This is a genomic window from Salinivibrio sp. SS2 (genome assembly GCF_001722075.1).
Taxonomy (GTDB): Bacteria; Pseudomonadota; Gammaproteobacteria; order Enterobacterales; family Vibrionaceae; genus Salinivibrio; species Salinivibrio proteolyticus.
This window is the reverse complement of the sequence record NZ_MEBP01000128.1, coordinates 12,976-37,606: the sequence shown is the minus strand read 5'-3', so window position 1 is coordinate 37,606 and position 24,631 is coordinate 12,976. Positions and strand designations below refer to the sequence as shown.

Annotated in this window: 26 protein-coding genes; 13 read left to right on the top strand and 13 right to left on the bottom strand. The window is 50.9% G+C overall.

Going from position 1 to position 24,631, the window contains the following annotated elements:
* The first annotated feature begins 94 nt into the window (after nt 1–94).
* On the top strand, nt 95–805 hold the full coding sequence (locus BGK46_RS15795; protein ID WP_069590907.1) for a 3-deoxy-D-manno-octulosonic acid kinase: 711 nt from the start codon (nt 95–97) through the stop codon (nt 803–805).
* Nucleotides 806–808: 3 nt separating this feature from the next.
* Here BGK46_RS15795 and waaA read toward each other — a convergent pair whose 3' ends face one another.
* On the bottom strand, nt 809–2,062 hold the full coding sequence (gene waaA, locus BGK46_RS15790) for a lipid IV(A) 3-deoxy-D-manno-octulosonic acid transferase (protein ID WP_069590888.1): 1,254 nt from the start codon (nt 2,060–2,062) through the stop codon (nt 809–811).
* A 76-nt stretch (nt 2,063–2,138) separates the two neighbouring features.
* On the opposite strand from waaA, the gene BGK46_RS15785 reads away from it, so the two are divergent.
* Nucleotides 2,139–2,984: a glycosyltransferase gene (locus tag BGK46_RS15785; RefSeq protein ID WP_069590886.1), complete on the top strand. Its 846-nt coding sequence runs from the start codon at nt 2,139–2,141 to the stop codon at nt 2,982–2,984.
* Here the strand turns inward: BGK46_RS15785 and BGK46_RS15780 are convergent.
* Genes BGK46_RS15780 through rfaD form a run of 5 tightly spaced genes read right to left on the bottom strand, consistent with a single transcriptional unit; the run spans nt 2,979 to nt 7,807 of the window.
* Nucleotides 2,979–4,022, bottom strand: coding sequence for a glycosyltransferase family 4 protein (locus tag BGK46_RS15780; protein WP_069590885.1), 1,044 nt, complete (start codon nt 4,020–4,022; stop codon nt 2,979–2,981). The genes BGK46_RS15785 and BGK46_RS15780 overlap by 6 nt on opposite strands.
* Nucleotides 4,023–4,024: 2 nt before the next feature.
* Nucleotides 4,025–4,804: a glycosyltransferase family 2 protein gene (locus BGK46_RS15775; protein WP_069590883.1), complete on the bottom strand. Its 780-nt coding sequence runs from the start codon at nt 4,802–4,804 to the stop codon at nt 4,025–4,027.
* Nucleotides 4,801–5,838 (bottom strand): lipopolysaccharide heptosyltransferase II, encoded by a 1,038-nt coding sequence (gene waaF, locus BGK46_RS15770; protein WP_139130802.1) that lies wholly within the window; start codon nt 5,836–5,838, stop codon nt 4,801–4,803. The genes BGK46_RS15775 and waaF overlap by 4 nt, the downstream gene beginning before the upstream one ends.
* A complete protein-coding gene (locus BGK46_RS15765) occupies nt 5,838–6,818 on the bottom strand; it encodes a lipid A biosynthesis (KDO)2-(lauroyl)-lipid IVA acyltransferase (protein ID WP_069590880.1) in 981 nt (326 codons plus the stop codon). The genes waaF and BGK46_RS15765 overlap by 1 nt, the downstream gene beginning before the upstream one ends.
* Nucleotides 6,819–6,862: 44 nt before the next feature.
* Nucleotides 6,863–7,807, bottom strand: coding sequence for an ADP-glyceromanno-heptose 6-epimerase (gene rfaD / locus BGK46_RS15760; protein WP_069590878.1), 945 nt, complete (start codon nt 7,805–7,807; stop codon nt 6,863–6,865).
* 100 nt (nt 7,808–7,907) lie between these two features.
* Between rfaD and BGK46_RS15755 the strand changes: the two genes are divergently transcribed.
* The 3 genes from BGK46_RS15755 to tdh all read left to right on the top strand — a co-directional run bounded on the left by BGK46_RS15755 (nt 7,908) and on the right by tdh (nt 11,011).
* Nucleotides 7,908–8,576: a TetR/AcrR family transcriptional regulator gene (locus tag BGK46_RS15755; protein WP_069590877.1), complete on the top strand. Its 669-nt coding sequence runs from the start codon at nt 7,908–7,910 to the stop codon at nt 8,574–8,576.
* A gap of 190 nt (nt 8,577–8,766) precedes the next feature.
* On the top strand, nt 8,767–9,963 hold the full coding sequence (locus BGK46_RS15750; RefSeq protein WP_069590876.1) for a glycine C-acetyltransferase: 1,197 nt from the start codon (nt 8,767–8,769) through the stop codon (nt 9,961–9,963).
* Between the two features lie 19 nt (nt 9,964–9,982).
* Nucleotides 9,983–11,011: an L-threonine 3-dehydrogenase gene (gene tdh / locus BGK46_RS15745; protein ID WP_101494759.1), complete on the top strand. Its 1,029-nt coding sequence runs from the start codon at nt 9,983–9,985 to the stop codon at nt 11,009–11,011.
* Nucleotides 11,012–11,077: 66 nt separating this feature from the next.
* Here the strand turns inward: tdh and BGK46_RS15740 are convergent, their stop codons facing one another.
* The gene (locus BGK46_RS15740) at nt 11,078–12,187 is read right to left on the bottom strand and encodes a peptidoglycan DD-metalloendopeptidase family protein (RefSeq protein WP_254659701.1); all 1,110 of its coding nucleotides are present in this window, start codon (nt 12,185–12,187) and stop codon (nt 11,078–11,080) included.
* A gap of 31 nt (nt 12,188–12,218) precedes the next feature.
* A complete protein-coding gene (gene gpmM, locus BGK46_RS15735) occupies nt 12,219–13,757 on the bottom strand; it encodes a 2,3-bisphosphoglycerate-independent phosphoglycerate mutase (protein WP_069590871.1) in 1,539 nt (512 codons plus the stop codon).
* Between the two features lie 462 nt (nt 13,758–14,219).
* On the opposite strand from gpmM, the gene BGK46_RS15730 reads away from it, so the two are divergent.
* The 4 genes from BGK46_RS15730 (at nt 14,220) to cysE (ending at nt 17,240) form a co-directional block, all read left to right on the top strand.
* Entirely contained in the window at nt 14,220–14,681 is a 462-nt protein-coding gene (locus BGK46_RS15730) for a rhodanese-like domain-containing protein (RefSeq protein WP_069590870.1), read from the top strand.
* Nucleotides 14,682–14,778: 97 nt separating this feature from the next.
* Entirely contained in the window at nt 14,779–15,255 is a 477-nt protein-coding gene (gene secB / locus BGK46_RS15725; RefSeq protein WP_069590868.1) for a protein-export chaperone SecB, read from the top strand.
* 9 nt (nt 15,256–15,264) lie between these two features.
* The gene (gpsA, locus tag BGK46_RS15720; RefSeq protein ID WP_069590866.1) at nt 15,265–16,284 is read left to right on the top strand and encodes an NAD(P)H-dependent glycerol-3-phosphate dehydrogenase; all 1,020 of its coding nucleotides are present in this window, start codon (nt 15,265–15,267) and stop codon (nt 16,282–16,284) included.
* 122 nt (nt 16,285–16,406) lie between these two features.
* Nucleotides 16,407–17,240, top strand: a complete 834-nt coding sequence (gene cysE / locus BGK46_RS15715; RefSeq protein WP_069590864.1) for a serine O-acetyltransferase — start codon at nt 16,407–16,409, stop codon at nt 17,238–17,240.
* 58 nt (nt 17,241–17,298) lie between these two features.
* Here cysE and pfkA read toward each other — a convergent pair whose 3' ends face one another.
* The 3 genes from pfkA to BGK46_RS15700 form a co-directional block, all read right to left on the bottom strand.
* On the bottom strand, nt 17,299–18,261 hold the full coding sequence (pfkA, locus tag BGK46_RS15710) for a 6-phosphofructokinase (protein WP_069590862.1): 963 nt from the start codon (nt 18,259–18,261) through the stop codon (nt 17,299–17,301).
* A gap of 154 nt (nt 18,262–18,415) precedes the next feature.
* Nucleotides 18,416–19,342 carry a CDF family cation-efflux transporter FieF gene (gene fieF / locus BGK46_RS15705; protein WP_069590861.1) on the bottom strand — a complete coding sequence of 309 codons (927 nt, stop codon included), beginning with the start codon at nt 19,340–19,342 and terminating at the stop codon, nt 18,416–18,418.
* Nucleotides 19,343–19,418: 76 nt separating this feature from the next.
* Nucleotides 19,419–19,856 carry a Spy/CpxP family protein refolding chaperone gene (locus BGK46_RS15700; RefSeq protein WP_069590859.1) on the bottom strand — a complete coding sequence of 146 codons (438 nt, stop codon included), beginning with the start codon at nt 19,854–19,856 and terminating at the stop codon, nt 19,419–19,421.
* Nucleotides 19,857–20,011: 155 nt separating this feature from the next.
* On the opposite strand from BGK46_RS15700, the gene BGK46_RS15695 reads away from it, so the two are divergent.
* The 3 genes from BGK46_RS15695 (at nt 20,012) to BGK46_RS15685 (ending at nt 22,623) form a co-directional block, all read left to right on the top strand.
* Nucleotides 20,012–20,707, top strand: a complete 696-nt coding sequence (locus BGK46_RS15695) for a response regulator (protein WP_069590857.1) — start codon at nt 20,012–20,014, stop codon at nt 20,705–20,707.
* Nucleotides 20,695–22,095 carry an envelope stress sensor histidine kinase CpxA gene (gene cpxA / locus BGK46_RS15690; protein WP_069590855.1) on the top strand — a complete coding sequence of 467 codons (1,401 nt, stop codon included), beginning with the start codon at nt 20,695–20,697 and terminating at the stop codon, nt 22,093–22,095. Before BGK46_RS15695 ends, cpxA begins: the two co-directional genes overlap by 13 nt.
* A 63-nt stretch (nt 22,096–22,158) precedes the next feature.
* Nucleotides 22,159–22,623 (top strand): tRNA (cytidine(34)-2'-O)-methyltransferase, encoded by a 465-nt coding sequence (locus BGK46_RS15685; protein WP_069590854.1) that lies wholly within the window; start codon nt 22,159–22,161, stop codon nt 22,621–22,623.
* 50 nt (nt 22,624–22,673) lie between these two features.
* On the opposite strand, the gene tpiA is transcribed toward BGK46_RS15685, so the two are convergent.
* On the bottom strand, nt 22,674–23,441 hold the full coding sequence (gene tpiA, locus BGK46_RS15680) for a triose-phosphate isomerase (RefSeq protein WP_069590852.1): 768 nt from the start codon (nt 23,439–23,441) through the stop codon (nt 22,674–22,676).
* 260 nt (nt 23,442–23,701) lie between these two features.
* Between tpiA and BGK46_RS15675 the strand changes: the two genes are divergently transcribed.
* On the top strand, nt 23,702–24,061 hold the full coding sequence (locus BGK46_RS15675) for a 5-carboxymethyl-2-hydroxymuconate Delta-isomerase (RefSeq protein WP_069590851.1): 360 nt from the start codon (nt 23,702–23,704) through the stop codon (nt 24,059–24,061).
* A 51-nt stretch (nt 24,062–24,112) separates the two neighbouring features.
* On the opposite strand, the gene BGK46_RS15670 is transcribed toward BGK46_RS15675, so the two are convergent.
* Entirely contained in the window at nt 24,113–24,454 is a 342-nt protein-coding gene (locus BGK46_RS15670) for a DUF3135 domain-containing protein (protein ID WP_069590849.1), read from the bottom strand.
* Between the last annotated feature and the right edge of the window lie 177 nt (nt 24,455–24,631).

Genomic DNA, 24,631 nt, shown 5'->3' with positions numbered 1-24,631 from the left:
ATTGTTCTTCATTGTGGCGCGTCTGTGAATCTGAAAATAGGCGCGTTACACTGATAGGCGCTGCAGCGACCGCAAGATAGGAAAAACAGTGAGTATAGAAGTAGAACAGAGCGACAACGAATGTATTTGGTTTGACCCTGAATTAGTGGAAGGGGATCCACGCCACTATTTCGATATTCACTATTGGCATCAGCAAGCAGCGGTGACGGGTTCAGCAAAAGGACGCGGCACGACCTTTTTTGTGCGTGGCCCTAAGATGGAGATGGCATTGCGCCATTATTATCGGGGCGGTTTGTTCGGTAAGTTGGTAAAAGATCAATACTGGTTCACCGGTTGGGAGACAACCCGTTGCGGGGCGGAGCTGACGTTACTTGCCTACTTGCGGGCGAAAAAGTTGCCAGTGCCTCGACCGGTTGCGGCGCGCGCGGTCAAATCTGGGCGCACGTATCGGGCAGATATTCTGGTTGAAAAAGTGCCAGGCGCGCGTGATCTTGTAGCTATCCTCTGTGAGCATGCACTATTGGCTCATGACTATCGAGCTATCGGACGACTCGTGCGACGGCTTCACGATGCCGGAGTTTGTCACACTGACCTCAATATTCACAACATTCTTCGCGATAAGAAAGGCAAGTTGTGGTTAATTGATTTCGACAAATGTCAGCAGCGTGACGGTGAACAGTGGAAAGAAGACAACTTAGCGCGTTTGCATCGATCGTTTAAAAAAGAGAAGGAAAAGCGTCAAATCCACTGGCAGCCCGAAGATTGGGCCGCCGTGCTAAAAGGCTATAACAAGATTCGCAAATAGGGGTTAGCGATTTAACCAAGGCGCCAGTGCTTGCAAGGTACGTTCGACTGCCCCTCGGTTTTGCTCAACAACCTGCAATCCCGCTTGTCCTGCTTGCGCGCCCAAGGGTGGGGACGAGAAAAAGGCACCGATCTTCGCGGCAATATCTCGGCTATCGTTACACACTTGCAAGGCGCCCGCTTCAATCAAGGTGTCACCAATCACTTGGAAATTGTAGTAGCTGGGTCCCGTTAACTGCGGCTTTGCGAGCGCGGCAGGCTCGAGCAAGTTATGCCCACCGACTTTAGGGCCGAGAAAGCTACCCGCCATGACAACCACGTTCGCAGCAGCCAGATATGTCATCATTTCTCCCATGGTATCCCCTAAATAGACTTGCGAGGAAAGGGCGATTGGCGCGTCACTTGTACGGCGCTGGACACTGAGTCCGTGGGTGTGGATCTGCGCCTCTACGCCATCAAACCGCTCCGGATGACGGGGAACCAAGATTAACAAGGCATCGGGATAATCACGGAGCAAAGCGGCATGGGCGTCGAGCATGATGGCATCTTCTCCCTCATGCGTACTGGCGGCAACCCAGCATGGACGAGCACCAATGTTATCAATCAGTGATTGGCCCAGATGAGGATCCGTAGCTTTAATATCAAATTTGACGGAGCCGACCGTCGCGAGCTTATTGTCGGCAACACCCAATTCGGCAAAACGGGCCTTATCGCTGTCGTGCTGACATAAAATCACATCGATATTTTGGCTCATGGTACGAAATAGCGGTGCGATCCGTTTATAGCCGCGGCACGCTTTCTCGGACAAGCGCGCATTGATGACCACGATAGGCACACCGGCTTGATGGACATTAGCGAGAGTGTTTGGCCACAGCTCGGTTTCCATAATCACACACAGGCGGGGATTGACTGCGCGCAAAAAACCACGGACAGCGACGTTAAAATCGACTGGCATATAGCGATGGATAATGCCTTCTATCTTTTCTGCCTGTTCGGCGCCGGTTGGGGTCGTGGTGGTGACGAGCAGAGGAATGGATGGATAGGCCTTCTGCAACGCGGCAATCACGGGTTTCGCGGCGAGCACTTCGCCCACAGAAACCGCGTGCAGCCAAATCGGCTGCCCCTCAACAGCCGGCGTACGACCAAAGTGCTCACGCCATCGCGCACCGACGGCCGGTTTCCCAGGACGCTTTCGGTACAGGCCCACTAATAACAACGGGGCAACAAGAGTCAGGATAAAGGTGTATAGCCAGCGCACGAATCAGTCCCAAACTTTATACATAATTGTTATACTACTAAACAAATTATGACTTTCCAAACGATTGCAAAATATTATGGATTATAAAAAAGCAACAATCATTATTTCTTTTTACAATAATAAAAAGGCATTAAGTATGATTTTTCAATCACTCAAAGAAGAATCAAACTATAATTTTGATGTGATTGTTGCCGATGATGGATCATCCGATGATATCACTTCATGGTTAAAAGACTATATTAAATTGCTTCCTTTTCGCGTGTTTCATGTTTGGCATGAAGATAAAGGATTTAGAAAAAATCGAATTTTGAATAAATCGATTGCTGCGTCTAAAACTGATTATTTAATCTTTATCGATGGCGATTGTGTACCTCAATATGGTTTTGTACAAGATCATCTGTATGCTGCAGAAAAAGGGAAGGTTGTCTGTGGACGTCGTGTCGAACTATCTGAAAAATATACCAAAAAGTTATATTCTTCGCCAAAGAAATCAACGTTTAGTCATGTTCACTTTATTCCAATGATGTTCCGTTATTTGTGGTTTAATCTGTTAGGTTATGATACAGACGTTACCGGTAAACACATTGAAAACGGTATTCATATAAAATTTCTCAGAAATCTAATGTTAAAAAGGCGTTTAGAAAAGTCGATTATCGGTTGTAATTTTTCTTTGTTTAAAAACGATTTCAAAAAAATCAACGGATTTGATATGAATTATGAAGCGCCTGCAGTGGGTGAAGACACAGATATTGAGTTTCGTTTGAATGGCGTTGGTATAAAAACAAAAGCATTAAAATTTGGTGCAGCATTACTGCACCTTTATCATCAAGAGCTTAAAAGACCGTCTATAAACAAGGATATCTTTCAAGAAACCGTGAGAAATAAAGCATTCTGGGCAAACAACGGTTTAGATAAGCTATAGTTTTTCATGGATGACGTGCTGGTAAATATCTTGATACTTTTTTGCACATATTGAGATATCAAATTTTTTGGCTGTATTTAATGCTTCTCGGGCCATACATTCTAACACCTCAGGTGTTTGAGATAGTGTTTCAATATAGTGAGCAAGTGATGCAGCATCACCAGACGGGATCAGATAGCCATTAGTCTCGTGATTAATAATATCAGGGATCCCGCCTGCCTTCGTACCAATTGCCGGCAAGCCTGTGGCCATCGCTTCGAGAATCACAGAGCCTAGCCCTTCACTATACGACGGATGGACCAGCAAATCGGCGGCCGCGAACCAGTTCCCCATTGCGCTTTGTTTACCCATAAAGCTAATGTTGTCAAGGCCTTGTGCTTGTTTTTCGAGCTCAGCGCGCGCTTTACCGTCGCCTAGTAAGCAGATGTGAACCTGAGGAGCATGCTTCTCGAGCACCTTGGCGGCGCCAATTGTGACATCAAAGCCTTTATGGGCGTACATATTCGCGGCTTGAATGACCAAAAACTTATTAGCAAACTGCGCCTTAATCGCGTCGACGTCCGCGTCTGAAACCGGATAATGAACCGGAGAGCTAGGAATGGTTGCTACATTCGCTTGAGGGTGGCGCCGAGTTATCTGGCGGACAATCTCCGAACTGAGCCCGACCAACGTGCTTGCACGTGTATAGGCAAGTTGAGATAGCCATTTACGCTTTAGGGGGTTATCAATGCGTCGCGTGACGATATAGGGTACGCCATGTATCAAGCGCTGGAGCAGCGCCCAATAAATGGCTCGGCCTTCATGAACATGTACCACATCGCAGTCAGCGGTGATTGAGCGCTGATGCGAGCGAGTATAATGCTTACAAAGCACTAATTGGCACTGTTCAAGCGCGCGAATTTCATCAGCAAACGGGCTTTTGGGGTTAGCGACCACAGTGAGTCGATAACCCATTGCGAGCTGTTGTTTGATCAGTGTGAGTGTTTGTCGCTCACCGCCGCTAAACCCAGATGCAAGATTGACATGGCAAATGTGCATGATCAAGATTGCCTCTTAACATAGTCTCTCAACCACAAGTCGGCATAGCGTGTGAAGACGACATTAGCACTGAGAAGTGCGAGGACAAGCCCATGTCGACCATCTAAAAAGCCTTTTTTTAATATATACATTTTTATGAATCGAAATAGTGCATGGCTAATAGCTTTTAATACACTCGACGACTTTTTACCTTCCCTCTGATCACTCCAAAGCTTTATGTACTGGTTAGTCTTCGCGGTGTACTCATGAAGATAATGAAATGTATTATGCTTTAATACACCACCTAAATAGACTTTTTGATGTGTACTGGGTACTAAAACATGTTCATGGACTAGCGAATCAGAATACTGAGCCTCAGATGTTTTATAGAGACGACAGATCCAATCAGGGTGCCAACCAGAGTGTTTTATTTCCTTACCAAATGCACGGGATAGTCGGTTCACATAATAAACTGTGTTCGTCTGTTGGCTATTAATGGCACTTAAGATGCTTTCTTTTAATTCAGGTGTGACTTGTTCATCAGCATCTAGCCACAAGACAAAATCACTTTCCACATATGCTTGTGCGCGCTGTCGCTGCTTACCAAAACCTTGCCAATCTGATTCAATATAGACTTTGTCCGTATATTGTTTGGCAATATCGAGCGTCTGATCGGTGCTACCAGAATCAAGAATGATGATCTCATCGACCCAGCCATCTACGGACTGTAGACACGGCTCGAGATTGTGTGCCTCGTTTTTTACAATCAGTGCGACGGCAAGAGTATTAGTTGTTTTGGTCATGATGGCTTCCCTGTCCTTGCCACTAGATCAATTACCTGACGTGGGTCCAAATCGTTTAAACATTTTAAATGCCCTAACGGACATTCGCGTTTAAAGCATGGGCGACAGTCGATATCGGTGTGAATAATATCGACTTTATGGGTTAATGGGGGCGTATATTCCGGGGATGTGGAGCCATATACCGCAATGACATGACAATTTACCGCGGCAGCGATATGCATCAGACCCGAGTCGTTGCTGACCACGGTTTGGCAGGCGCCGAGTAAGTCAACGGCTTCAATCAGGCTGGTTTTCCCCGCTAATACATACATGTCATCTTGCTGGCCAGACAGTGCGGCAATGTTTTCACAGGTTTCAACGTCTTTTGCCGAGCCGAACAGCCATACTTGGTAGCCTTGTGCAATCAGCGCTTGTGCGACCGCGGCATAGTGGCGTTCGGGCCACTTTTTCGCTGGGCCAAATTCGGCCCCTGGGCATAAACCAAGCACGGGCTTATCTTGATTCAGCCCCAGTTTTTTGACCACGGCCGCTTGTGCGTCAGGGTCAATGGATAACTCAGGCTTTGGCAGGCCTTCAAGACCGCCGAGTGAGGCTGAGCTTTGCATCTCAGCACGAGGGTGAGCCAATGCGACATAGCGCTCAACCATGTACTGAAAGGCTTTCTTGTTGGGGCGTAAGTCATTCAGCAAGCCATACCGCATTTCACCTTTCCAGCCTGTGCGCACTGGAATATTGGCAAACCAAGGGATCAGTGCCGATTTGGCCGAATTAGGCAACACATAGGCGTGATCATAGTGGTGCTTTGCGAGTGCTTTACCTAATTGGCGACGTTTACCGAGCGCAAATTCGCCATGGCCGAGCGGCATCTCAATGCTGCGATTGATCTCTGGCATGCGTGCCAAAATTGGGGCACACCACGCTGGTGCCATCACATCAATCTTGGCGTTAGGGTGCTGTTGCTTAATAGTTTTATACAGTGATTGTGACATCACCATATCGCCTACCCAAGAGGGACCAATGACCAGTATGTTCATCATGCTGCCGCCTTCTTTTTTGCTTCTTGATAAATGTTGCGGCCATCTTCTCGGGTCCGGAGAAGCTGAAGAATCCACATATATTGGTCTAGCTGTCCTTCTAGCATTGTCTCGATTTGCGCATTCATAGCGCGTGCATCTGTCTGACTTTCGCCGGTCGGAAAGTCGTTGAATGCGGGATAAACGGTGATGTTAAATCGCCCTGTTTGGGCATTAAAGCCGGACAATACCGGGACAATATGGGAACGGGTCACTTTGCTTAGCTTGCCCAAACTTGGCAAGGTGGCTTTGGTGGTGGCAAAAAACGGCACGAATTCGCTGCTTTCATCACGCATATCTTCATCGGGCAAGTAGTAACCTAGAAATCCGCGTTTAACGGCGCGAATAAAGGGTTTAATTCCGGCCTCACGTTCGTAGCAGTTCCCGCCGTATTGCACGCGTTGGCGATGCATCAGCCAATCCAGCAGGCGATTCTTTTGTCGTTTAGAAAAGGCCGCCACTGGTAGCCCTTGAGAAGCAAACAGAATGGCTGCGGCATCAATGGCCCATGTGTGGGGGACAAATAGGATCACCGCTTCGCCATTATCCGTGTGGCGAGTGATATGCTCTATGCCCGCGACGTCACAGTGGTGTTGAAACCAATGGCGGCTTCGCAAGGTGATCAGCGGAAAGCTAAGCAAAAAGGCCCCAGCCGTGGTCAAGGTTTCTACCAAAATCGCCTGACGAGCCTCGGCGGATTTGTCAGGAAAGCAGGCTTCGAGGTTAAGCCATGCATTCAAAATGGTACCTTTTTTCTTTGCTACCAGTTTGTTGGCGACCCAGCGAGAAAAGCGATACTTCGCCTTAGCCGGAGTGAGTAAACAAACGGGAAGGGCAACCAAAAGCATCAGCCATGTGCCCCAGTATTTGGGCGCCAGATAGGCACGCGAAAATTCTGGGTTGTAGGCATGCGCGTCGTAATCGTGTCGCTGTTTTGTCATTGCTCTTTCTCACGCCCCAGCCTCACTGGGGCGAACTATTGTTATTAGCGATTAATTTCGGCCAAGTACGTGGCAACACCTTCAGCAACGGTTTTAAATGTTGCGGTGTAGCCTGCCTCTCGAACCTTGGTGAGATCGGCTTGCGTGTAGGCTTGGTAACGGCCTTTCAGGTGGGCAGGAAATGGAATTTCTTCGATTTCGCCTTTGCCGTGAAATGCGATCACTGCATTGGCAACGGCGCTGAATGGCTCAGCACGGCCGGTACCACAGTTAAAAATCCCAGAGATTTGCTGCTGCCAGAACCAGATATTCATTGCGCAAACATCGCCGACATAGACAAAATCACGCTTGAAGGTATCACTGCCTTCAAAAAGCTTGGGATTTTCACCGTTTAAAATTTGTTGGTTAAGGTGGTAGGCCACTGAGGCCATACTGCCTTTATGCTGCTCGCGCGGGCCATACACATTAAAGTAGCGAAAGCCGGTGATGGGTGGCAGTGTTTCACCATGAGCTGCCGCATCGTCCCATACGCGACGGACATAGTTATCGAATTGCTGCTTCGAATAGCCATAGACATTGAGTGCCCCTTCATAGTCGGGCGCTTCAATAAAATCGCTATCACGGCCGCCGTAAGTGGCTGCTGATGAGGCGTATAAGAACGGAATATCACGCTCAATACAATAATGGAGTAGCTCTTTGGAGTACTCATAGTTATTGAGCATCATGTACTTACCATCCCACTCTGTGGTGGAAGAGCAGGCGCCTTGGTGAAAAACCGCCTCAATAGGACCAAAGTCATCACCCGCCATAATTTGGGTGAGGAAATCGTCTTTATCCATGTAGTCGGCGATATCGAGATCAACGAGGTTAGCGAACTTGGTGCCGTCTTTTAGGTTATCGACCACCACAATATCGCGATAGCCTTGCTGGTTGAGTGCTTTTACTAAGTTGCTGCCGATCATGCCGGCGCCACCTGTCACAATTATCATATCATTACCTAAATTTTTGCCTGACGACAGACGCCGTCGCCTTCGCTGTTGTCTGTGATAGTATGGTTTAGCATCAACCGGGCAGAGGACAGAACCATACATGAAAACCCGCGATCGAATTATCCATGCTGCACTGGCTTTGTTCAATCAACACGGCGAGCCAAATATTACCACAAACCATATTGCGGCTGACCTCGGTATCAGTCCGGGCAACCTTTACTATCACTTTCGCAATAAAGAGGCGATTATACACAGTATATTCGACCAATACGCGCAAGATCTCGCCTTGGCGTTTGATCCTCATCAGCCACGCGACGATACCCAAGCCCTGTTGCAGCATTATTTAGATGCGACGTTTAGCCTGATGTGGCGGTATCGGTTTTTTTACGCCAACCTGCCCGACATTCTGCGCCGAGATGAAGCTTTGCAACAAAAGTACTTGGCCGCCCAGCAACAGCTGCAAGTCAATTTAATGACCATACTTCAACACTATAGCCAAGCAGGCTGGCTTGCGTTGGATGAAAGTGCCCTTAGTGCCGTTGGCGAAACCCTGAAGTTGGTGGCGTCGAGCTGGATTTTTTACCAAAGCGCCCAGGCTCCCCAAACGCAAATTCACGCGGGGGTGATTTATAAAGGGGTTCTGCAAATGCTAGAGCTTCTCAGGCCCTTAACCACCGCACAAGGACAAGCCGCCATTGGTGTATTAATAGACCACTATCGCAAGCAATTAGTTCGCCAAGATAAGCATGCTTTAGACACGCTGAACTGAGTAGTTCGACGGTTTGCCTGCTTAGCTGCGCGATATTCAAACAAGATGACAGCGATTACACGATATGAATCACTGTCTGACATCCCTTATTGGCACCTGGGTATTTAACGTGCCATGATAGCCGCCATCATTCGCTGCCACTGTTAGGCAGCGACCTTCCTAAAGTAATCATCACAGCATGGAGATTGCGATGACGGCTGCCTTCTATCAGCAAATTCGTCACCAGCTTGAGCAAGTAAAAGCTGATGGCTTGTACAAAAGTGAACGTCTTATTACCTCGCCACAAGCGGCCAGTGTTGCCGTCAATCATGAGCAGCAGGTACTGAACTTTTGCGCCAATAACTACTTAGGACTGGCGAACCATCCTGAGTTGGTCAAGGCCGCCAAGGCAGGGATGGATGAGCACGGTTTTGGTATGGCGTCGGTACGGTTTATTTGTGGGACGCAAGATGCACACAAAACCTTGGAAGCCAAGTTATCTGACTTTCTCGGGATGGAAGATACCATCCTGTATTCCTCATGCTTTGATGCTAACGCGGGCTTGTTCGAAACCATTCTCGGCCCTGACGATGCCATTATTTCTGATGCGCTAAACCATGCGTCAATTATCGATGGCGTACGCTTGTGTAAAGCGAAGCGATTCCGTTATGCCAACAACGATATGGACGAGCTGGAAGCCCAGCTTAAAGCCGCGAAAGCCGCCGGTGTGGCGAATATCTTGATTGTGACTGATGGTGTCTTCTCGATGGACGGCGTGGTGGCGAACTTACCAGCTGTGTGCGATCTGGCAGAGCAATATGGCGCGCTAGTCATGGTGGATGATTCCCATGCGGTTGGCTTTATGGGCGAGCATGGCCGAGGGACGCACGAATACCATCAAGTGATGGATCGTGTCGACATCATCACCGGCACCTTGGGTAAAGCGATGGGCGGCGCGTCAGGGGGCTATACGTCAGGCAAAAAAGAGGTGATTGATTGGCTACGTCAGCGTTCGCGCCCTTACCTCTTCTCCAACTCGCTGGCCCCCGCGATTGTGTCTGCCTCTATCCGTGTACTGGATATGCTGGCCGAAAGTGACCACTTGCGTGAGCAGCTTTGGGACAACAGCAAGCACTTCCGTGCACGCATGACGGAAGCTGGCTTTACGCTAGCTGGGGCCGATCACGCCATTATTCCTGTGATGCTTGGCGATGCCAAAGTGGCCAGTGAGTTTGCTGAGCGCATGATGGAAGAGGGCGTCTATGTGGTGGGCTTCTCCTACCCTGTGGTACCGAAAGGTCAAGCTCGTATCCGCACCCAGATGTCAGCCGCGCATACACGTGAGCAATTGGACCGAGCTATTGATGCCTTCATTAAAGTAGGCAAAGAGATGCAACTGATTGGGTAATGTCATGACACAAACAACCATGAAAGCTTTGGCGAAACTCAAAGCGGAGCCCGGCATTTGGATGACGGAGACCGAGCTTCCCGAGCTGGGTCACAACGATCTACTAATCAAGATTCGAAAAACGGCTATCTGTGGCACCGACGTGCACATTTACAAATGGGATGAGTGGTCGCAAAAGACCATTCCGGTACCTATGGTGGTTGGCCACGAATATGTCGGTGAAGTGGTCGGCATTGGTCAGGAGGTACGCGGCTTCTCATTGGGTGACCGCGTATCGGGTGAAGGGCATATCACTTGTGGACACTGCCGAAACTGTCGCGGCGGTCGTACTCACCTATGTCGCAACACTGTTGGTGTAGGCGTTAACCGCGAAGGTGCCTTCGCGGAGTATCTGGTGATCCCCGCGTTTAACGCGTTCAAAATCCCAGATGAGATCTCCGATGACCTAGCCTCGATTTTCGACCCATTCGGTAATGCCGTGCATACGGCGCTGTCCTTTGATTTGGTGGGCGAAGACGTGTTGATCACCGGCGCGGGGCCGATTGGCATCATGGCCGCTGCGGTGGCGCGTCATGTTGGGGCACGTCATGTGGTGATCACCGATGTGAATGAATATCGCCTTGAGCTTGCCCGCAAAATGGGTGTCACGCGCGCGGTCAATGTGGCTGAGTCCTCTCTGGAGTCGGTAATGGCAGAGCTTGGCATGACGGAAGGCTTTGATGTTGGCCTCGAAATGTCTGGGGTGCCGGCGGCGTTTAATAGCATGCTGGCGGCCATGAACCACGGTGGCAAGATTGCGCTCCTTGGCATCCCACCGAGTGATATGGGCATTGACTGGAATCAGGTGATCTTTAAAGGGCTCGTGATCAAAGGTATCTACGGCCGCGAGATGTTCGAAACCTGGTACAAGATGGCATCGTTAATTCAATCTGGCTTGGATTTAACCCCGATCATCACCCATCACTACAGCGTGGATGACTTCCAACAAGGCTTTGATGTGATGTGTTCAGGACAATCTGGCAAGGTGATCCTCGATTGGCAGCGCTAACGCCTCTGGTTTAGCGGCGCTGAAGCGCGCAAAACATCCGCACGCCCACCTATTTGGTGGGCGTTTTTAATCCAGCCAAGGGAGTGGATTGGTGGTGTTGCCTTTGCGGCGAATTTCGAAATACAGGGAAGGGGTGGATTGGCCACCGCTGTCGCCGACCAAGGCGATAGGCTCACCGGCGGTCACGGTATCGCCCACATCTTTTAGCAGGGCTTGGTTATAACCATACAAGGTCATGTCACCTTTACCGTGGTCTACGGCAATCAATAGGCCATAGCCACGCAACCAGCTCGATAGCACCACTTTACCCGCATGCGCCGCTTTCACTTCGGTGCCGCGCTTGGCGCCAATCACCACACCGTTCCAACTGACTTGGCCGGACTGACGTTCGCCAAAACGGTGTAACAACGTGCCTTTGACGGGCCAAGTGAGCTTGCCTTTGGCATTCGCAATCCCTGCCATCTTCACGGTGGCGCGTCGTGCCGCCGCGGCGATTTCTTCTTGTAAACGTTGTTTGTTCGCGTTGAGTTCCGCAAGGTAGGCACTGTCACTGGCAATTTGTGCGCGAATTTTTTTCGCCGTTTGACTTTGTGCGGCTTGCTCGCTTTCCAAATCCCGCTTTTTCTCTTGCAGTTCGGCGACCAAAGCAGACTGCTTATCGCGTTGTTGTTTCAGCTGGTGCGCGGTTAACTGATATTCGGTACGTGTGGCGGCGAGGGATTCAATCGCAGCTTGACGAGATTGTGCCAAGGTTTCGGCATAGCGTGTGAGTCGGTCTAATTGTGCAATGTCGTCGCCACTGAGTAGGCGCTGGAGCTGATCGTGTTGGCCTTGACGGTATTGTGCGTCCAGTAAGTCGGCCAGTAAGGCTTGCTGGCCAATCATCTCTTGTTGGAGACGGGCCTGTTTTTTAGTGAGCGTCTCAATCTCGGCCTCTGTATCACCAAGAGCGCTCTGTGCAGAGCGAATTCGTTTCGATAGCGTTTCAATCCGCGTGGCTTGCGCTTTTAAATCCCGTTGCAGGTGATTCAGTTTTTTGTTGTGTGCGGCCAATTGCGATTGTTGGCGAGCGATTTCATCACTGACGCCTTCCAATTGGGAATTGGCGCTCGTTGAAAAAGTGAGCAGGCACAGAAAAACGCCAGTGCACAAGGCACTGGCGCGGAGGGCTGTCAAAAAGCGTGTTCGTTTCTCCCGCATGAGGAGATTATTTCAGATCGAACAACGGCTTGCCAGTCATCTCTTCTGGGATCTCCATACCGGTCAAGGCCAGCATGGTTGGGGCCAGATCAGACAGCTTGCCGCCTTCTTTCAACGTGATGTCTTTGCTGCCCACATACATCAGTGGCACTGGCAAATTGGTGTGCGCGGTGTAAGCGCCACCAGTGTTTGGATCCACCATCATCTCGGCGTTACCGTGGTCGGCGGTAATCAGCATCTGACCGTCCACTTCTTTAATCGCTTCCAGCACGCGACCAATGCAATGGTCTACCGCTTCACATGCCTTCACCGCGGCATCGTACACGCCAGTGTGGCCGACCATGTCGCCGTTCGGGTAGTTACAGATGATCATATCGAACTTGCCAGATTTGATCGCCGCAACAAGCTTGTCGGTCAACTCTTCTGAGCTCATTTCAGGCTGCAGATCGTAGGTTGCCACTTTTGGTGAGGCAACCAACGCACGTTCTTCGCCTTCAAACACGGTCTCGATACCACCGTTAAAGAAGAAAGTCACGTGAGCGTACTTCTCAGTTTCAGAGATGCGCAGCTGGGTTTTACCGTTTTTCGAGAGCCACTCACCCAAGGTGTTAGACAAGCTCTCCGGTGGGAAAGCGACCGTGGTATCGATGTCGGCTGCATATTCTGTCAGCATCACAAAGTCAGACAGCTCAGCGTATTTTTTACGCGTAAAGCCATCGAAATCCGGCATAAAGGCGCGGGTCATTTGACGCGCACGGTCGGCACGGAAGTTCATGAAGATGACTGCATCACCGTCGTTGATAGTCGCTTTATTGTCACCGTCGCGATAAATTTCGGTCGGCGCGACAAACTCATCGTTTTCTTCACGGGCGTACGCAGCCTCTAGGCCCTCAACCGCGCTGGTGGCAGTGAACTCGCCATGAGCTTGGGTAAGCAAGTCATAAGCGCGCTCAACACGGTCCCAGTTGTTGTCTCGGTCCATCGCGTAGTAACGGCCCACCAAAGATGCAATGCGGCCTTTACCGAGTTTGGCAAACAGGGTATCAAAACGCTCAAGTGATGCTTTGGCGCTACGTGGTGGCGTATCACGCCCGTCGAGGAAGCAGTGCAGGTAGATTTGGTCGGCACCGCGTTCAGCGGCAAGCTCAACCATAGCCGCAATATGGTCTTCATGACTGTGTACACCGCCTGGTGACATCAGACCCATAATGTGAACCGCTTTACCTTTGTCTACCGCTTTATCAACGGCAGCAGTCAGCGCTGGCGTTTGGTTAAACTCACCATCTGCAATGGCTTTGGTGATCCGAGTCAAGTCTTGGTAAACCACGCGGCCAGCACCAATGTTCACGTGTCCCACTTCTGAGTTACCCATTTGCCCGTCCGGCAGGCCCACATCGAAACCTGATGCAGAGATCAAGGTGCTGTTAGCGGCCATCAGGCTATCGAGTACCGGGGTGTTGGCGTTGGTGATCGCATTATCGCTTTGCGGATCGCGATAACCCCAACCATCGAGAATCACCAGTGCGAGTGGTTTTTTTGCAGACATATTACGTCCTCTCAATTCAAGCTAAAGACTGACATTGGCTGCCATAAGACAACCACTGAGGCTTGATGCCGACCCGAGCTGAGCAGCAGCATGACTCAATGGTCATTGAATGAGCGTAATTTTACTACATTTTACGCCGCGATATGTAGGCTAAGATCAATTATCCCTGCTGACAAGTTGACCGTTAGGCTTGCCAATGCCCCTTGAGTCCCCTCATTATGGCGAAGATCCAGCCGGCTTGCGAATGGCTTTGCTCGATTTCTGCTATTGGTGAAACCTTCTTTCTTTTCAAGTTATTGAGCGGGTGGGGAAAACCGTGCTAGTCATCTGGCAAGTGAGCGAGCGCGCGGATTTACGCGGACAGGCTGTAAAACCATGGCGAGCAAGTTATACTCGACACCATTTTTCACCCCTTGATGGATTCTCGCGACGCGAGTCAGCAAGCAGTATAGAGCAAAGATTATGCAGGAATATATCGATTTCGTCTCCAACAACATGCTCCTCACTTTGGCATGGGTAGGTTTAGCCGCAGCACTGCTAATGTCCTTAATTAAGCAGAAAACCGCGGCATACAAAGTGGTTGCGCCGAACCAAGCGGCGATTATTACCAACCGTGAAAACGGTGTGTTTGTCGATATCCGTAGTCGTGATGAGTACCGTGCTGGCCACATCACTGGTGCGATCAACCTCTTGCCGAGTGAAATCAAATCGAACTCACTGGGTGAGCTTGAAAAACACAAAAATGCCCCCATCATTGTGGTATGTAAAACAGGTCAAACGGCGGCAGAAAGCGCAAACCAGCTAGTCAAAGCTGGGTTTGACACTGTGTATGTACTTAAAGATGGTCTCACCTCTTGGAATGATGCCAATATGCCACTGGTTCGCGCCAAAAGCAGCAAGGGCAAAACCAAGAAGAAAAAGTGATCATCAACTCAAATATCGAGCGGTCGCATGACGCGGCGGCTCGCTTTTTTTAATGTGCTGGGCACATTGAGCCAATTTAAAGTAAGGATTAACCATCATGGCTGAAGCAGAAACCAATCAACAAGCCGAGCAAAATTTCGCTATCCAACGTGTGTTTTTGAAAGATGTGTCTTTCGAAGCGCCAAACTCTCCGGAAGTGTTCCAACAAGATTGGGCGCCAGACGTTAACTTGGATCTCGACACGCAAAGCCGTGAGCTAGGCGAAGGCATTTATGAAGTGGTTCTGCGCCTCACGGTGACAGTGAAAAACCAAGACAGCAATGCCTTCCTTTGTGAAGTGCAGCAAGGCGGTATTTTCTCGGTGACTGGCATGGAAGCGCCACAATTGGCACACTGCTTGGGCGCATTCTGCCCGAATATTCTTTTCCCGTATGCCCGTGAAACCATTTCAAGCTTGGTCGTCAAAGGCACCTTCCCGCAATTGAACCTTGCTCCTGTTAACTTTGATGCGCTGTTCATGAACTATCTGCAACAGCAAGCTGACGAGCAAAAAACCGAAGACGCGCAAGCGTAAGGATTGGCCATGACCACGTTGGCACCGACACAAGACGCTGCAATCACCGTACTAGGCGCAGGCTCTTACGGCACAGCACTGGCGATTTCACTCGCCAGAAACGGTGCCAATGTCGTGTTGTGGGGCCATGATCCCCTGCATATCGCGCAGCTTGAAACGGATCGTGCCAATCAGGCGTTTTTGCCTGACATCGCGTTTCCGGACTCATTGATCTTGTGTGCTGACTTAGCGGTGGCAGTGAATGCCAGCCGCGATCTACTTGTTGTGGTACCCAGCCACGTCTTTGGTGATGTGCTGGGTAAGGTGAAGCCTTACCTACGCGCTGATTCTCGCGTGTGTTGGGCAACTAAAGGGCTTGAGCCAGAAACCGGACGCCTTTTACAAGAGGTGGCTCGGGAACAACTGGGCGATAATATCCCGCTTGCGGTCTTGTCGGGTCCCACCTTCGCCAAAGAGCTGGCGGCGGGCTTGCCTACCGCGATTTCGGTGGCCTCTCCGGATGCAACATTTGTGAGTGACTTACAAGATACCATTCACTGTCAGCACAGCTTTCGCGTTTATGGCAACCACGACTTCATCGGCATGCAGCTTGGCGGTGCGGTGAAGAATGTGATTGCGATTGGCGCTGGTATCTCCGATGGGATTGGCTTTGGCGCCAATGCGCGCACCGCACTGATCACCCGAGGGCTTGCTGAAATGACACGCTTGGGGGAGGCGCTGGGTGCGTCACGCGATACCTTTATGGGTATGGCTGGGCTCGGTGATTTGGTGCTCACCTGTACCGACAACCAATCTCGAAATCGTCGCTTTGGCTTAGCGCTCGGGCAGGACGAGGGCGTTCAAGACGCGCAAGATAAGATTGGTCAAGTGGTTGAAGGCTACCGCAACACCAAAGAAGTATGGGCGCTAGCGCAACGTGCAGGTGTGGAAATGCCGATTGTCGAGCAAATCTATCAAGTCCTTTACCAAGGTAAAGCGGCCCAGCAAGCGGCAAAAGACTTGCTCGCACGAGAGAAAAAGTCGGAATAATCGCCCAGCGAGTGCAAACTAAAACGCGCGGGGTGAGAACCGCGCGTTTTTTTTATACACTGGCAGTGGCACTGGACGTGTATACGTCCTGGTTGTAGGTCATTTTTGTAAGGACGAAGGCAGTGAATAAGGCCAGAAAAGAATGCCAGCAACACCGCGTATGGCAAGCGGTGAAAAAGGAAGCGCGCGAGCATGCTGAACGCGAGCCGATGTTGGCGAGTTTTTACCATGCCACCATTATCAAGCACGACAACCTTGCCAGTGCGTTAAGTTATATTTTGGCGAACAAGCTATCGACCCCGTCGATGCCGTCGATGGCGGTGCGAGAGGTCATCGAAGAAGTCTATGCCAATGATGCTTGCGTGACGGAGTCAGCCGCCTGCGATATTTGTGCCACGGTAGAGCGTGATCCCGCGGTGGAGCTATATTCAACGCCACTTTTATACCTAAAAGGTTTTCATGCGTTGCAAGGCTTTCGCGTCGCGAATTGGTTATGGCGTCAGGGTCGTAAGGAGCTCGCCACCTATCTTCAAAACCAAATCTCGGTGACATGCCAAGTCGATGTGCACCCTGCAGCCTGTATCGGGCGTGGCATTATGTTTGACCATGCCACCGGCATTGTGATCGGCGAAACCGCGGTGATTGAAGACGATGTCTCTATCCTACAAGACGTGACCTTGGGCGGTACTGGTAAAGAAGGTGGCGATCGCCATCCAAAAGTCCGCACAGGGGTGATGATTGGCGCAGGGGCGAAGATTTTAGGCAATATCGATATTGGCGAAGGCGCGAAAATCGGCTCCTGCTCTGTGGTGCTCAACCCCGTTCCGCCCCATACCACCGTGGCCGGTGTGCCGGCGAAAATTGTGGGCCGACCCAGCTCGCATATGCCGTCTTTGGATATGGACCAAGAATTCAACGGCTCGCATAAAACCTTTATCTCTGGTGATGGGATCTAATCTAGCCGATAAAAAAACGGAGCCACTGGCTCCGTTTTTGTTCGCATATTGAACGAGATTAAAACAGCTTTTCTGCTACTTCGTACAAATCTTGGCGGAATGGACGCTTCATGTTTTCAATAGCGTCGATGATGTCGTGATGCACCATTTTATCGTTCTGAATACCCACACAACGGCCACCTTCACCTTGCTGGAGAAGATCGACGGCATATGCACCCATGCGGGATGCCAAAATACGGTCAAAAGCACCCGGTTGGCCGCCACGCTGGATGTGGCCCAAGATGGTTGCACGGGTCTCGCGGCCGGTTTCGGTCTCGATAAACTTCGCCAGTTCGTTTACGTCGGTCATCAATTCTGTGATAGCGACAATGGCGTGTTTCTTACCCTTGTAGATCCCTTCTTTGATTTTCGACAGCAGTTTGTCTTTATCCAAGCCAGTCTCTGGGGTAATGATGTATTCGCAGCCACCCGCAACGGATGCCATCAAGGTGAGATCACCACAATGGCGGCCCATCACTTCGACAATCGAGATACGTTGGTGAGAGGATGAGGTATCGCGCAGACGGTCAATCGCATCGATAACGGTGTTCAAGGCGGTCATGTAACCGATGGTGTAGTCAGTACCGGCTACATCGTTGTCAATGGTGCCGGGTAGGCCGATACAAGGATAGCCCATTTCAGTAAGCTTCTTGGCGCCCATGAATGAGCCGTCGCCACCAATTACCACCAGTGCATCAATACCGTGCATCTTGAGGTTTTGGATCGCTTGTTCACGTACTTTCTCGTCCGCGAACTCCGGGAAGCGGGCTGAGCCTAAAAACGTACCGCCGCGGTTAATTACGTCGGAAACACTGGTGCGGTTAAGACGCTCAATGCGGTTTTGGTGTAAACCGAGAAAGCCATCATAGATGCCGTAAACTTCGAGTCCTTCGGTGAGTGCGCTACGCACCACTCCACGAATCGCTGCATTCATGCCCGGCGCATCGCCGCCACTGGTCAAAACACCAATTTTTCTAACCATGGTTACCCTCTGACTTTTGGTCAATTAGTTCGCGCCGATTGCGGTAATGGCAACCTATTTGCCCCAGTGAACCCGCAACGACTGTTGCTTAGACTGTAATTTTCCTACTTCTGTAATAGTATTACAATTACTGTCGCTAAAAAGTTGATACATGTCAGCCCTGTGGGCTTTTGTTCACCGCCGATGACGAGAATTGTACGCGCTCTTTGTTCACCACGGATACGGGATCTTGGTGGATCATGATATCCGCACCGGGAAATGCAATGAGTAATCGGTCTTCCACTTCATCGGCAATCGTATGTGCATCTACTAAGGGTAGCTCGTCATCCAGCTCAATGTGCAGTTGGATAAACGTTGTCATCCCAGCTTGGCGTGTACGCAGTTGGTGGATCCCCCGCACTCCTGCAACAGAGCTTGAAAGCACAGCGATGCGTTCCTGATCATCAAGCGGAATTTGCCGGTCGAGTAAGGACTGGACTGCCTCATAAGCCATTTTGATTGCTTGCCACAAAATAAAGCCACTGATCCCAATCGCGAACCAGGCGTCGGCTTGTGTCCACCCATACCAACTGAGGACCAGTGCAACAATGATCGCCACATTCATCAGCAAATCTGACTGATAGTGCAGCGCATCGGCACGAATCGCGGGGCTCGCGGTTTTACGGATCACCCACTTTTGAAATAGCACCAACCCCAAAGTCACGAGCGTGGCCCCCACACTCACGGCTACCCCGAGTTCAGGGGCTGCAATGGGTACAGGCTTGAACAAACGTTCAAGCCCACTGAGCAGCAAAAACGAGGCCGAACCGACAATAAAGGTTGATTGAGCTAAGGCGGCTAATGACTCAGCCTTACCATGGCCAAAGCTGTGTTCATTGTCAGCCGGTTGCACGGCATAACGCACCACGACTAAGTTGGTTAATGAGGCAAGCAAGTCGAGTAGCGAGTCCACGAAGGAGGCGAGCACACTGACCGAGCCGGTCAGCCACCAAGCAATCAGCTTGGCGATCAGCAATAGGGTGGCGACGCAGGTTGCGGCCCAAGCAGCGGCCTCAACCCAGAAGGCATACTTTTTTGTCATACCAAGGGCAGCAGGTTAATCAAGTCTGCCCTCAGTATATATCTCATTCACGGCAAACGTATGACACGGCGCAGGTTTAACGTGAACAATCGCCTTTTTTACCGTGATGACGACGCTGCCCTTTGCCTTGTTTATCATGCTTTTTATGCATGGCGTCAAAGAACGCAGTTTGCTGCTCTGGGGTGAGCACCTGCATCATCGCGTGTTGATGACGTGCATGGGCCACGCGGCGTTCAATATTCGGCTGTGGCTGAGCCGACAATAAATCGCGCACCGCTTGCTCATCAAAGGTGTCTTGGGTCAGTAAGGTTTTCATCTTGGCTTGAACGTCGCCGCGTGCCTGCTGACGTTGAGTGCGGTACTCATCACGCAGAGCTTGGAGTTGATTTTGTTGAGCCTCGGTTAAATCCAGATCTCGCCACATCCTGCGGTCCAGGCCATCGCTAAAGTGAGGAGCGGCGAGGGTGGGCAGGGCAATGGCGGCTATTGCCAGGCCGATAGTGAAACGTTTCATTATTTTTCTCCAGTGGTGAGTGGTTACCTGTTTAGCTTACGGGCTGGGATGTAAAGTCACGTTATTCGGTGTAAAGATGGGTAAAGTCACTCACCCGCGGGCGTAGCTATGATAGAAATACGGCTAATTGATAATGGGCAGAGAGTCTGATTGCCATGCAAGAGGTTTTGATCATCGATGATGATACCGCACTGACGGATTTACTCAGTGAGCTGCTCTCACTGGAGGGATTTTCGGTGCGTTGTGCGGATAATGGCCAAGCTGGCCTTGAGATGGCGAGTGCCTCGCCCCCTGACATTATTTTACTTGATGTGATGATGCCGGTTTTGAACGGCATGGAAACCTTGCGTCAGCTGCGCGCCACATCCAACGTCGCGATATTGATGCTCACGGCGCGGGGAGAAGAAGTAGACCGAGTGATGGGGCTCGAGCTGGGGGCGGATGACTATTTGGCCAAACCCTTTAGCGATCGCGAACTGCTGGCGCGGATGCGGGCCATTTTGCGCCGAACGCAGGTCGTAAGCGCAGAGTCGGCACCGCCTGAAGATGAGCCGGTACTGGCCCATCATGATGTGCGAGTGTACCCGCGTCGATTAGAGACGTTGTGCCAAGATAAACCCGTGGCGTTGACCGGTATGGAAACCGAAATGTTGGCCTGTTTGCTTCATCACCCCGGTGAAGTGGTAAGTAAAGCCTTATTGAGTGAGCAGGTGCTAGGAAAGCGACTAATGCCCTTTGACCGTGCAGTCGATGTGCATATTTCCAATTTGCGTAAGAAGCTGCCAGAGCGCCTTGATGGCAAACCTAGGATTAAAACTCTAAGAGGTAAGGGCTATCTATGGGTCGACTAGGTCTCTGGCGTCGCCAGCTCGCCGAGCGCTGGTCTCGGGTGCCCTTTCTCGGAAGCTTATATGGACGGGTTTTTATCATTTTCTGGCTGACGCTGCTGGCGGTGCTGGCGGCGGTTATTTGGGCACAGCGAGAGGATCCGCGTAGCTTGCATGCCATTCCCTCGCCGGAAAAAGCTCGTATCCAAGCCCAACTGGAACAATTGGTAGCGATCGCACAACAGCGTGATATTCCAATTGCGGTGATGGTTGCACGTCAGAATCAACATCGCGGTCATCGTCGCACGCCCTATAAGTTGTATTGGGTGCCTGATAGCGCGACATTCGGATCTTTGCCACGCGAATTACGCCATTTTATATCGCAAACCACCGACACTGATGCGCCGATGCAGCGCCTTTATCACCGCAATATGTTAGCCGGCCCGTTCCCCGTCACTACCGCGCGTGAAGCCGGAACCTTTTATCATGCTCGGCGTTGGCAACCCAAGCTGCCGTTTGTGCTTAAAATTTTGGAAAAACCACAGCACTTATTAGTGGTGACCATGTTGGTCAGTACGCCTTTGTTGCTTTGGTTGGCATATACCTTGACGCGTCCCGCACGGCGGTTTCAAACGGCGAGTCAGCGGGTCGCAAAGGGGCAGTTGGTGATTGATCCTACCCTTGAGCAAGGCCCCAAAGAGTTTCGCGACGCAGGTCGAGGCTTTAACCAAATGGTGACCGCGCTCAATCAGATGGTGACTGGGCAGCAACAACTGGTGTCGGATATTTCCCATGAGTTGCGCTCACCCTTGACCCGATTACAAATGGCACGCGCCTTGGCCGCGCGTGAATTGGGCGATAGCGAAGTATTAGCGCGGATTGAACGGGAAGCGAGCCAATTGGAAGCCTTGATCAGCGAGCTACTCACCTTGTCACGATTGCAATCGCAAGGACACCTTGAACGCGAATCCATCAGTGCTCAAGCACTCTGGCAATCGGTTGTTGACGATGCCCAATTTGAAGCGGGGCAGCAGGGTAAGCAGATCGAGGCGACTCCCTTTCCTGATGTCGCATTAACCGTCAATGTGCGCTTAGCCCGCAGTGCGCTCGACAATGTGCTGCGTAATGCGATTCGCTACGCCAATAAACATGTCTGCCTATCGGTTATGAGCGAGCAAGCGGGGTTACATATTGAGATTCAGGACGATGGCCCCGGCGTCCCTGAGACAATGCTGACTGATATTTTCCGCCCCTTTTATCGCGTGTCTGCCGCGCGAGACCGTCAATCGGGCGGGACTGGGCTGGGGCTGGCGATTACTGCACAAGCCGTACAGCAACATGGTGGCCAAGTCAGTGCCGCGAACCATCCACAAGGTGGACTCGTGGTGCGCTTGCAATGGCCGAGTGGTTAATATTGCGCAATCTACTAGCGGTTGCGACAATACCTGCCTTGCTTACTTTGGTAATGAACTCTCATGTTTGATATAGCGCTTTACGAGCCTGAAATTGCCCCCAATACGGGGAATATCATTCGTCTTTGTGCCAACTGTGGTGCGAACTTGCATTTGATTGAGCCGCTTGGCTTTGATCTGGAAGAAAAGAAAGTCCGTCGTGCGGGACTGGATTATCACGATCTTGCTCGAGTGACACGTCATAAAGACTATGCGGCGTTTGCAAGCGCGATGGCGGGTCGTCGGATCTTTGCGTGTACCACCAAAGCCACCCAGTTTCACACTGAGGCGACGTTTGCGGATGGTGATGTGTTGTTGTTTGGGCCAGAAACGCGCGGCTTGCCTGATGCGTTGATCCAAGCATTGCCAGACGCGCAGCGGTTGCGCATTCCCATGCAGCCAGAGGCACGTAGCCTAAACCTGTCTAATGCCGTGGCCATTATTGGCTATGAAGCGTGGCGGCAATTAGGGTTTGCCGGCGCACAATAAAAAACGTCCCCAGGTTGGGGACGTTTTGTTAGACGTTTAGCGTCAGTCGCTTACGCTTTTTTCGCGTCAGCCGCTGCTTTAGCGATAGCGGCAAAGCCCGCTGCGTCAAGCGCGGCACCGCCAACTAGCGCGCCGTCGATATCCGGCATCGCGAATAGCTCTGCAGCATTTCCTGCTTTTACTGAGCCGCCGTACTGAATCACAACCTTGCTTGCGACGTCTTCGCTGTAAGACGCAATGTGCTTACGAATGGCCGCGTGGATTTCTTGAGCCTGTTCTGCCGTCGCAGCTTTACCAGTACCGATCGCCCAAATAGGTTCATAGGCAATGATCGCACCGTTCAGCGCTTCAACACCTTGTGATTGGATCACTGCGTCAAGCTGACGTGCACAGACAGCAAGGGTTTCGCCCGCTTCGTTTTGTGCTTCGGACTCACCGATACAAAGTACTGGCGTGAGGCCATTTTCTTTCAAGAAAGCGAATTTCTGCGCGACAAATTCGTCAGATTCTTGGTGATATTCACGACGCTCTGAGTGGCCGATAATAATATGGGTGGCACCAAAGTCTTTCAGCATCTCTGCAGAGATATCACCGGTGAATGCGCCGCTGTTGTGTGTGTCGACGTTTTGCGCACCAAGCTTAATGGCGCTGTCTGCCAGCAGTTGTTCGGCTTGAGCCAAATACATGACCGGTGGCGCAACAGCAACGTCTACACCTTCCACGCCTTTAAGTTCAGCGTTCAGGCCGTTAAGCAGTTCAGTGACCATGGCTTTGCTGCCATTGAGTTTCCAGTTACCCATTACCAATGGACGGCGCATAGGAATTCCTCCGCGGTTTAGTTGATTTGAAGTCAAAAGATGTAAAGAAGGTAGTCTATTGTAGCGCGGCCTTCTCTGTTTAAAATCATAGAATGGCGAGAATGCCTTCGTTTTTACGCGTTTTATTGGCAAAAGTGAACCGCTAAGTAGTAAATTTTCATCATTTTGTGGCACGTCTGGCCAGTGAACTGTGATGGTCTCGCTAGAGTGGTGGTGAAAAATCCGGCACCATAGCCTTTCTCAATGACAAGGAGTGTGTGATGCCGCATTTAATCATGGAATACACAGAATCGGTTTCTGAACGAGTGAACATCGATCAGGTGGTGGAGGCCTTACATCAAGCCGCCATCGCCAGTGAGGTGTTTGAGCCGGCGGCGCTAAAGTCGCGAGCCGTGCCCTGCGGCGTATGGCGGGTTGGAGAACAAGCAGACCGTGGCGATTTTATTCATGTCGAATTTCGCTTGCTCGATGGGCGAACGGTGGCGCAAAAGCAAGCCATTAGCCAAGCGCTGGTTGACGTGTTATCCCGTCATGCTAGTCACGTGAGCAGTTTAACGGTTGAAATTCGTGATATGGAAACCAAAAGCTACAGCAAGCGGGTCGCGTCGGCTGTGGTTTAACCGATGGTAAGGCGGTAACGGGTGGACGTTCCACCCGAGCCGATTTGGGCGTTATTCGCTTGCGCGTGCGCTTTGGCGTGCGGCTTGGCCGACGCGAAAGTCCATGATTTCAGCGTTGTGGCTACGTAGCGATTCGGGTGATTCAAAGGCGGTGGCAAAGCGTGAGTATTGCTTTGACAGCGCTTGAAATAACATCACGTTTACGTGCAGTGGGTTTTTGCCATGTTCTATCACGCGGTTGATGTGGCTTAGCATGGCGTGGAGCTGTGGTTGCGTGGCATGTGAGGCATTGGCAATCACTTCTTCACTCATCTTGAGGCGCAAAGCTTCTAAAGCTTTTGGATCGGACTGAGCCAAAGCGGCCAGTTCATCAAAAGAAGGTAGCGTCTTCATAAGTTACTCCTTTGTACGCCGTCGGTCAGATGACCGCATTACCAAGGCGTATGAATAACTATGAGTCGGGGGCGTGGGGGGATCAAATTCAGGGTGTCTGAGTCACTTGGCGCTCTGAATGGGAAAGCAGACTGTGGCACAAACAATCCCCTGAAAAATGACCGCTTTTTAGTGCTT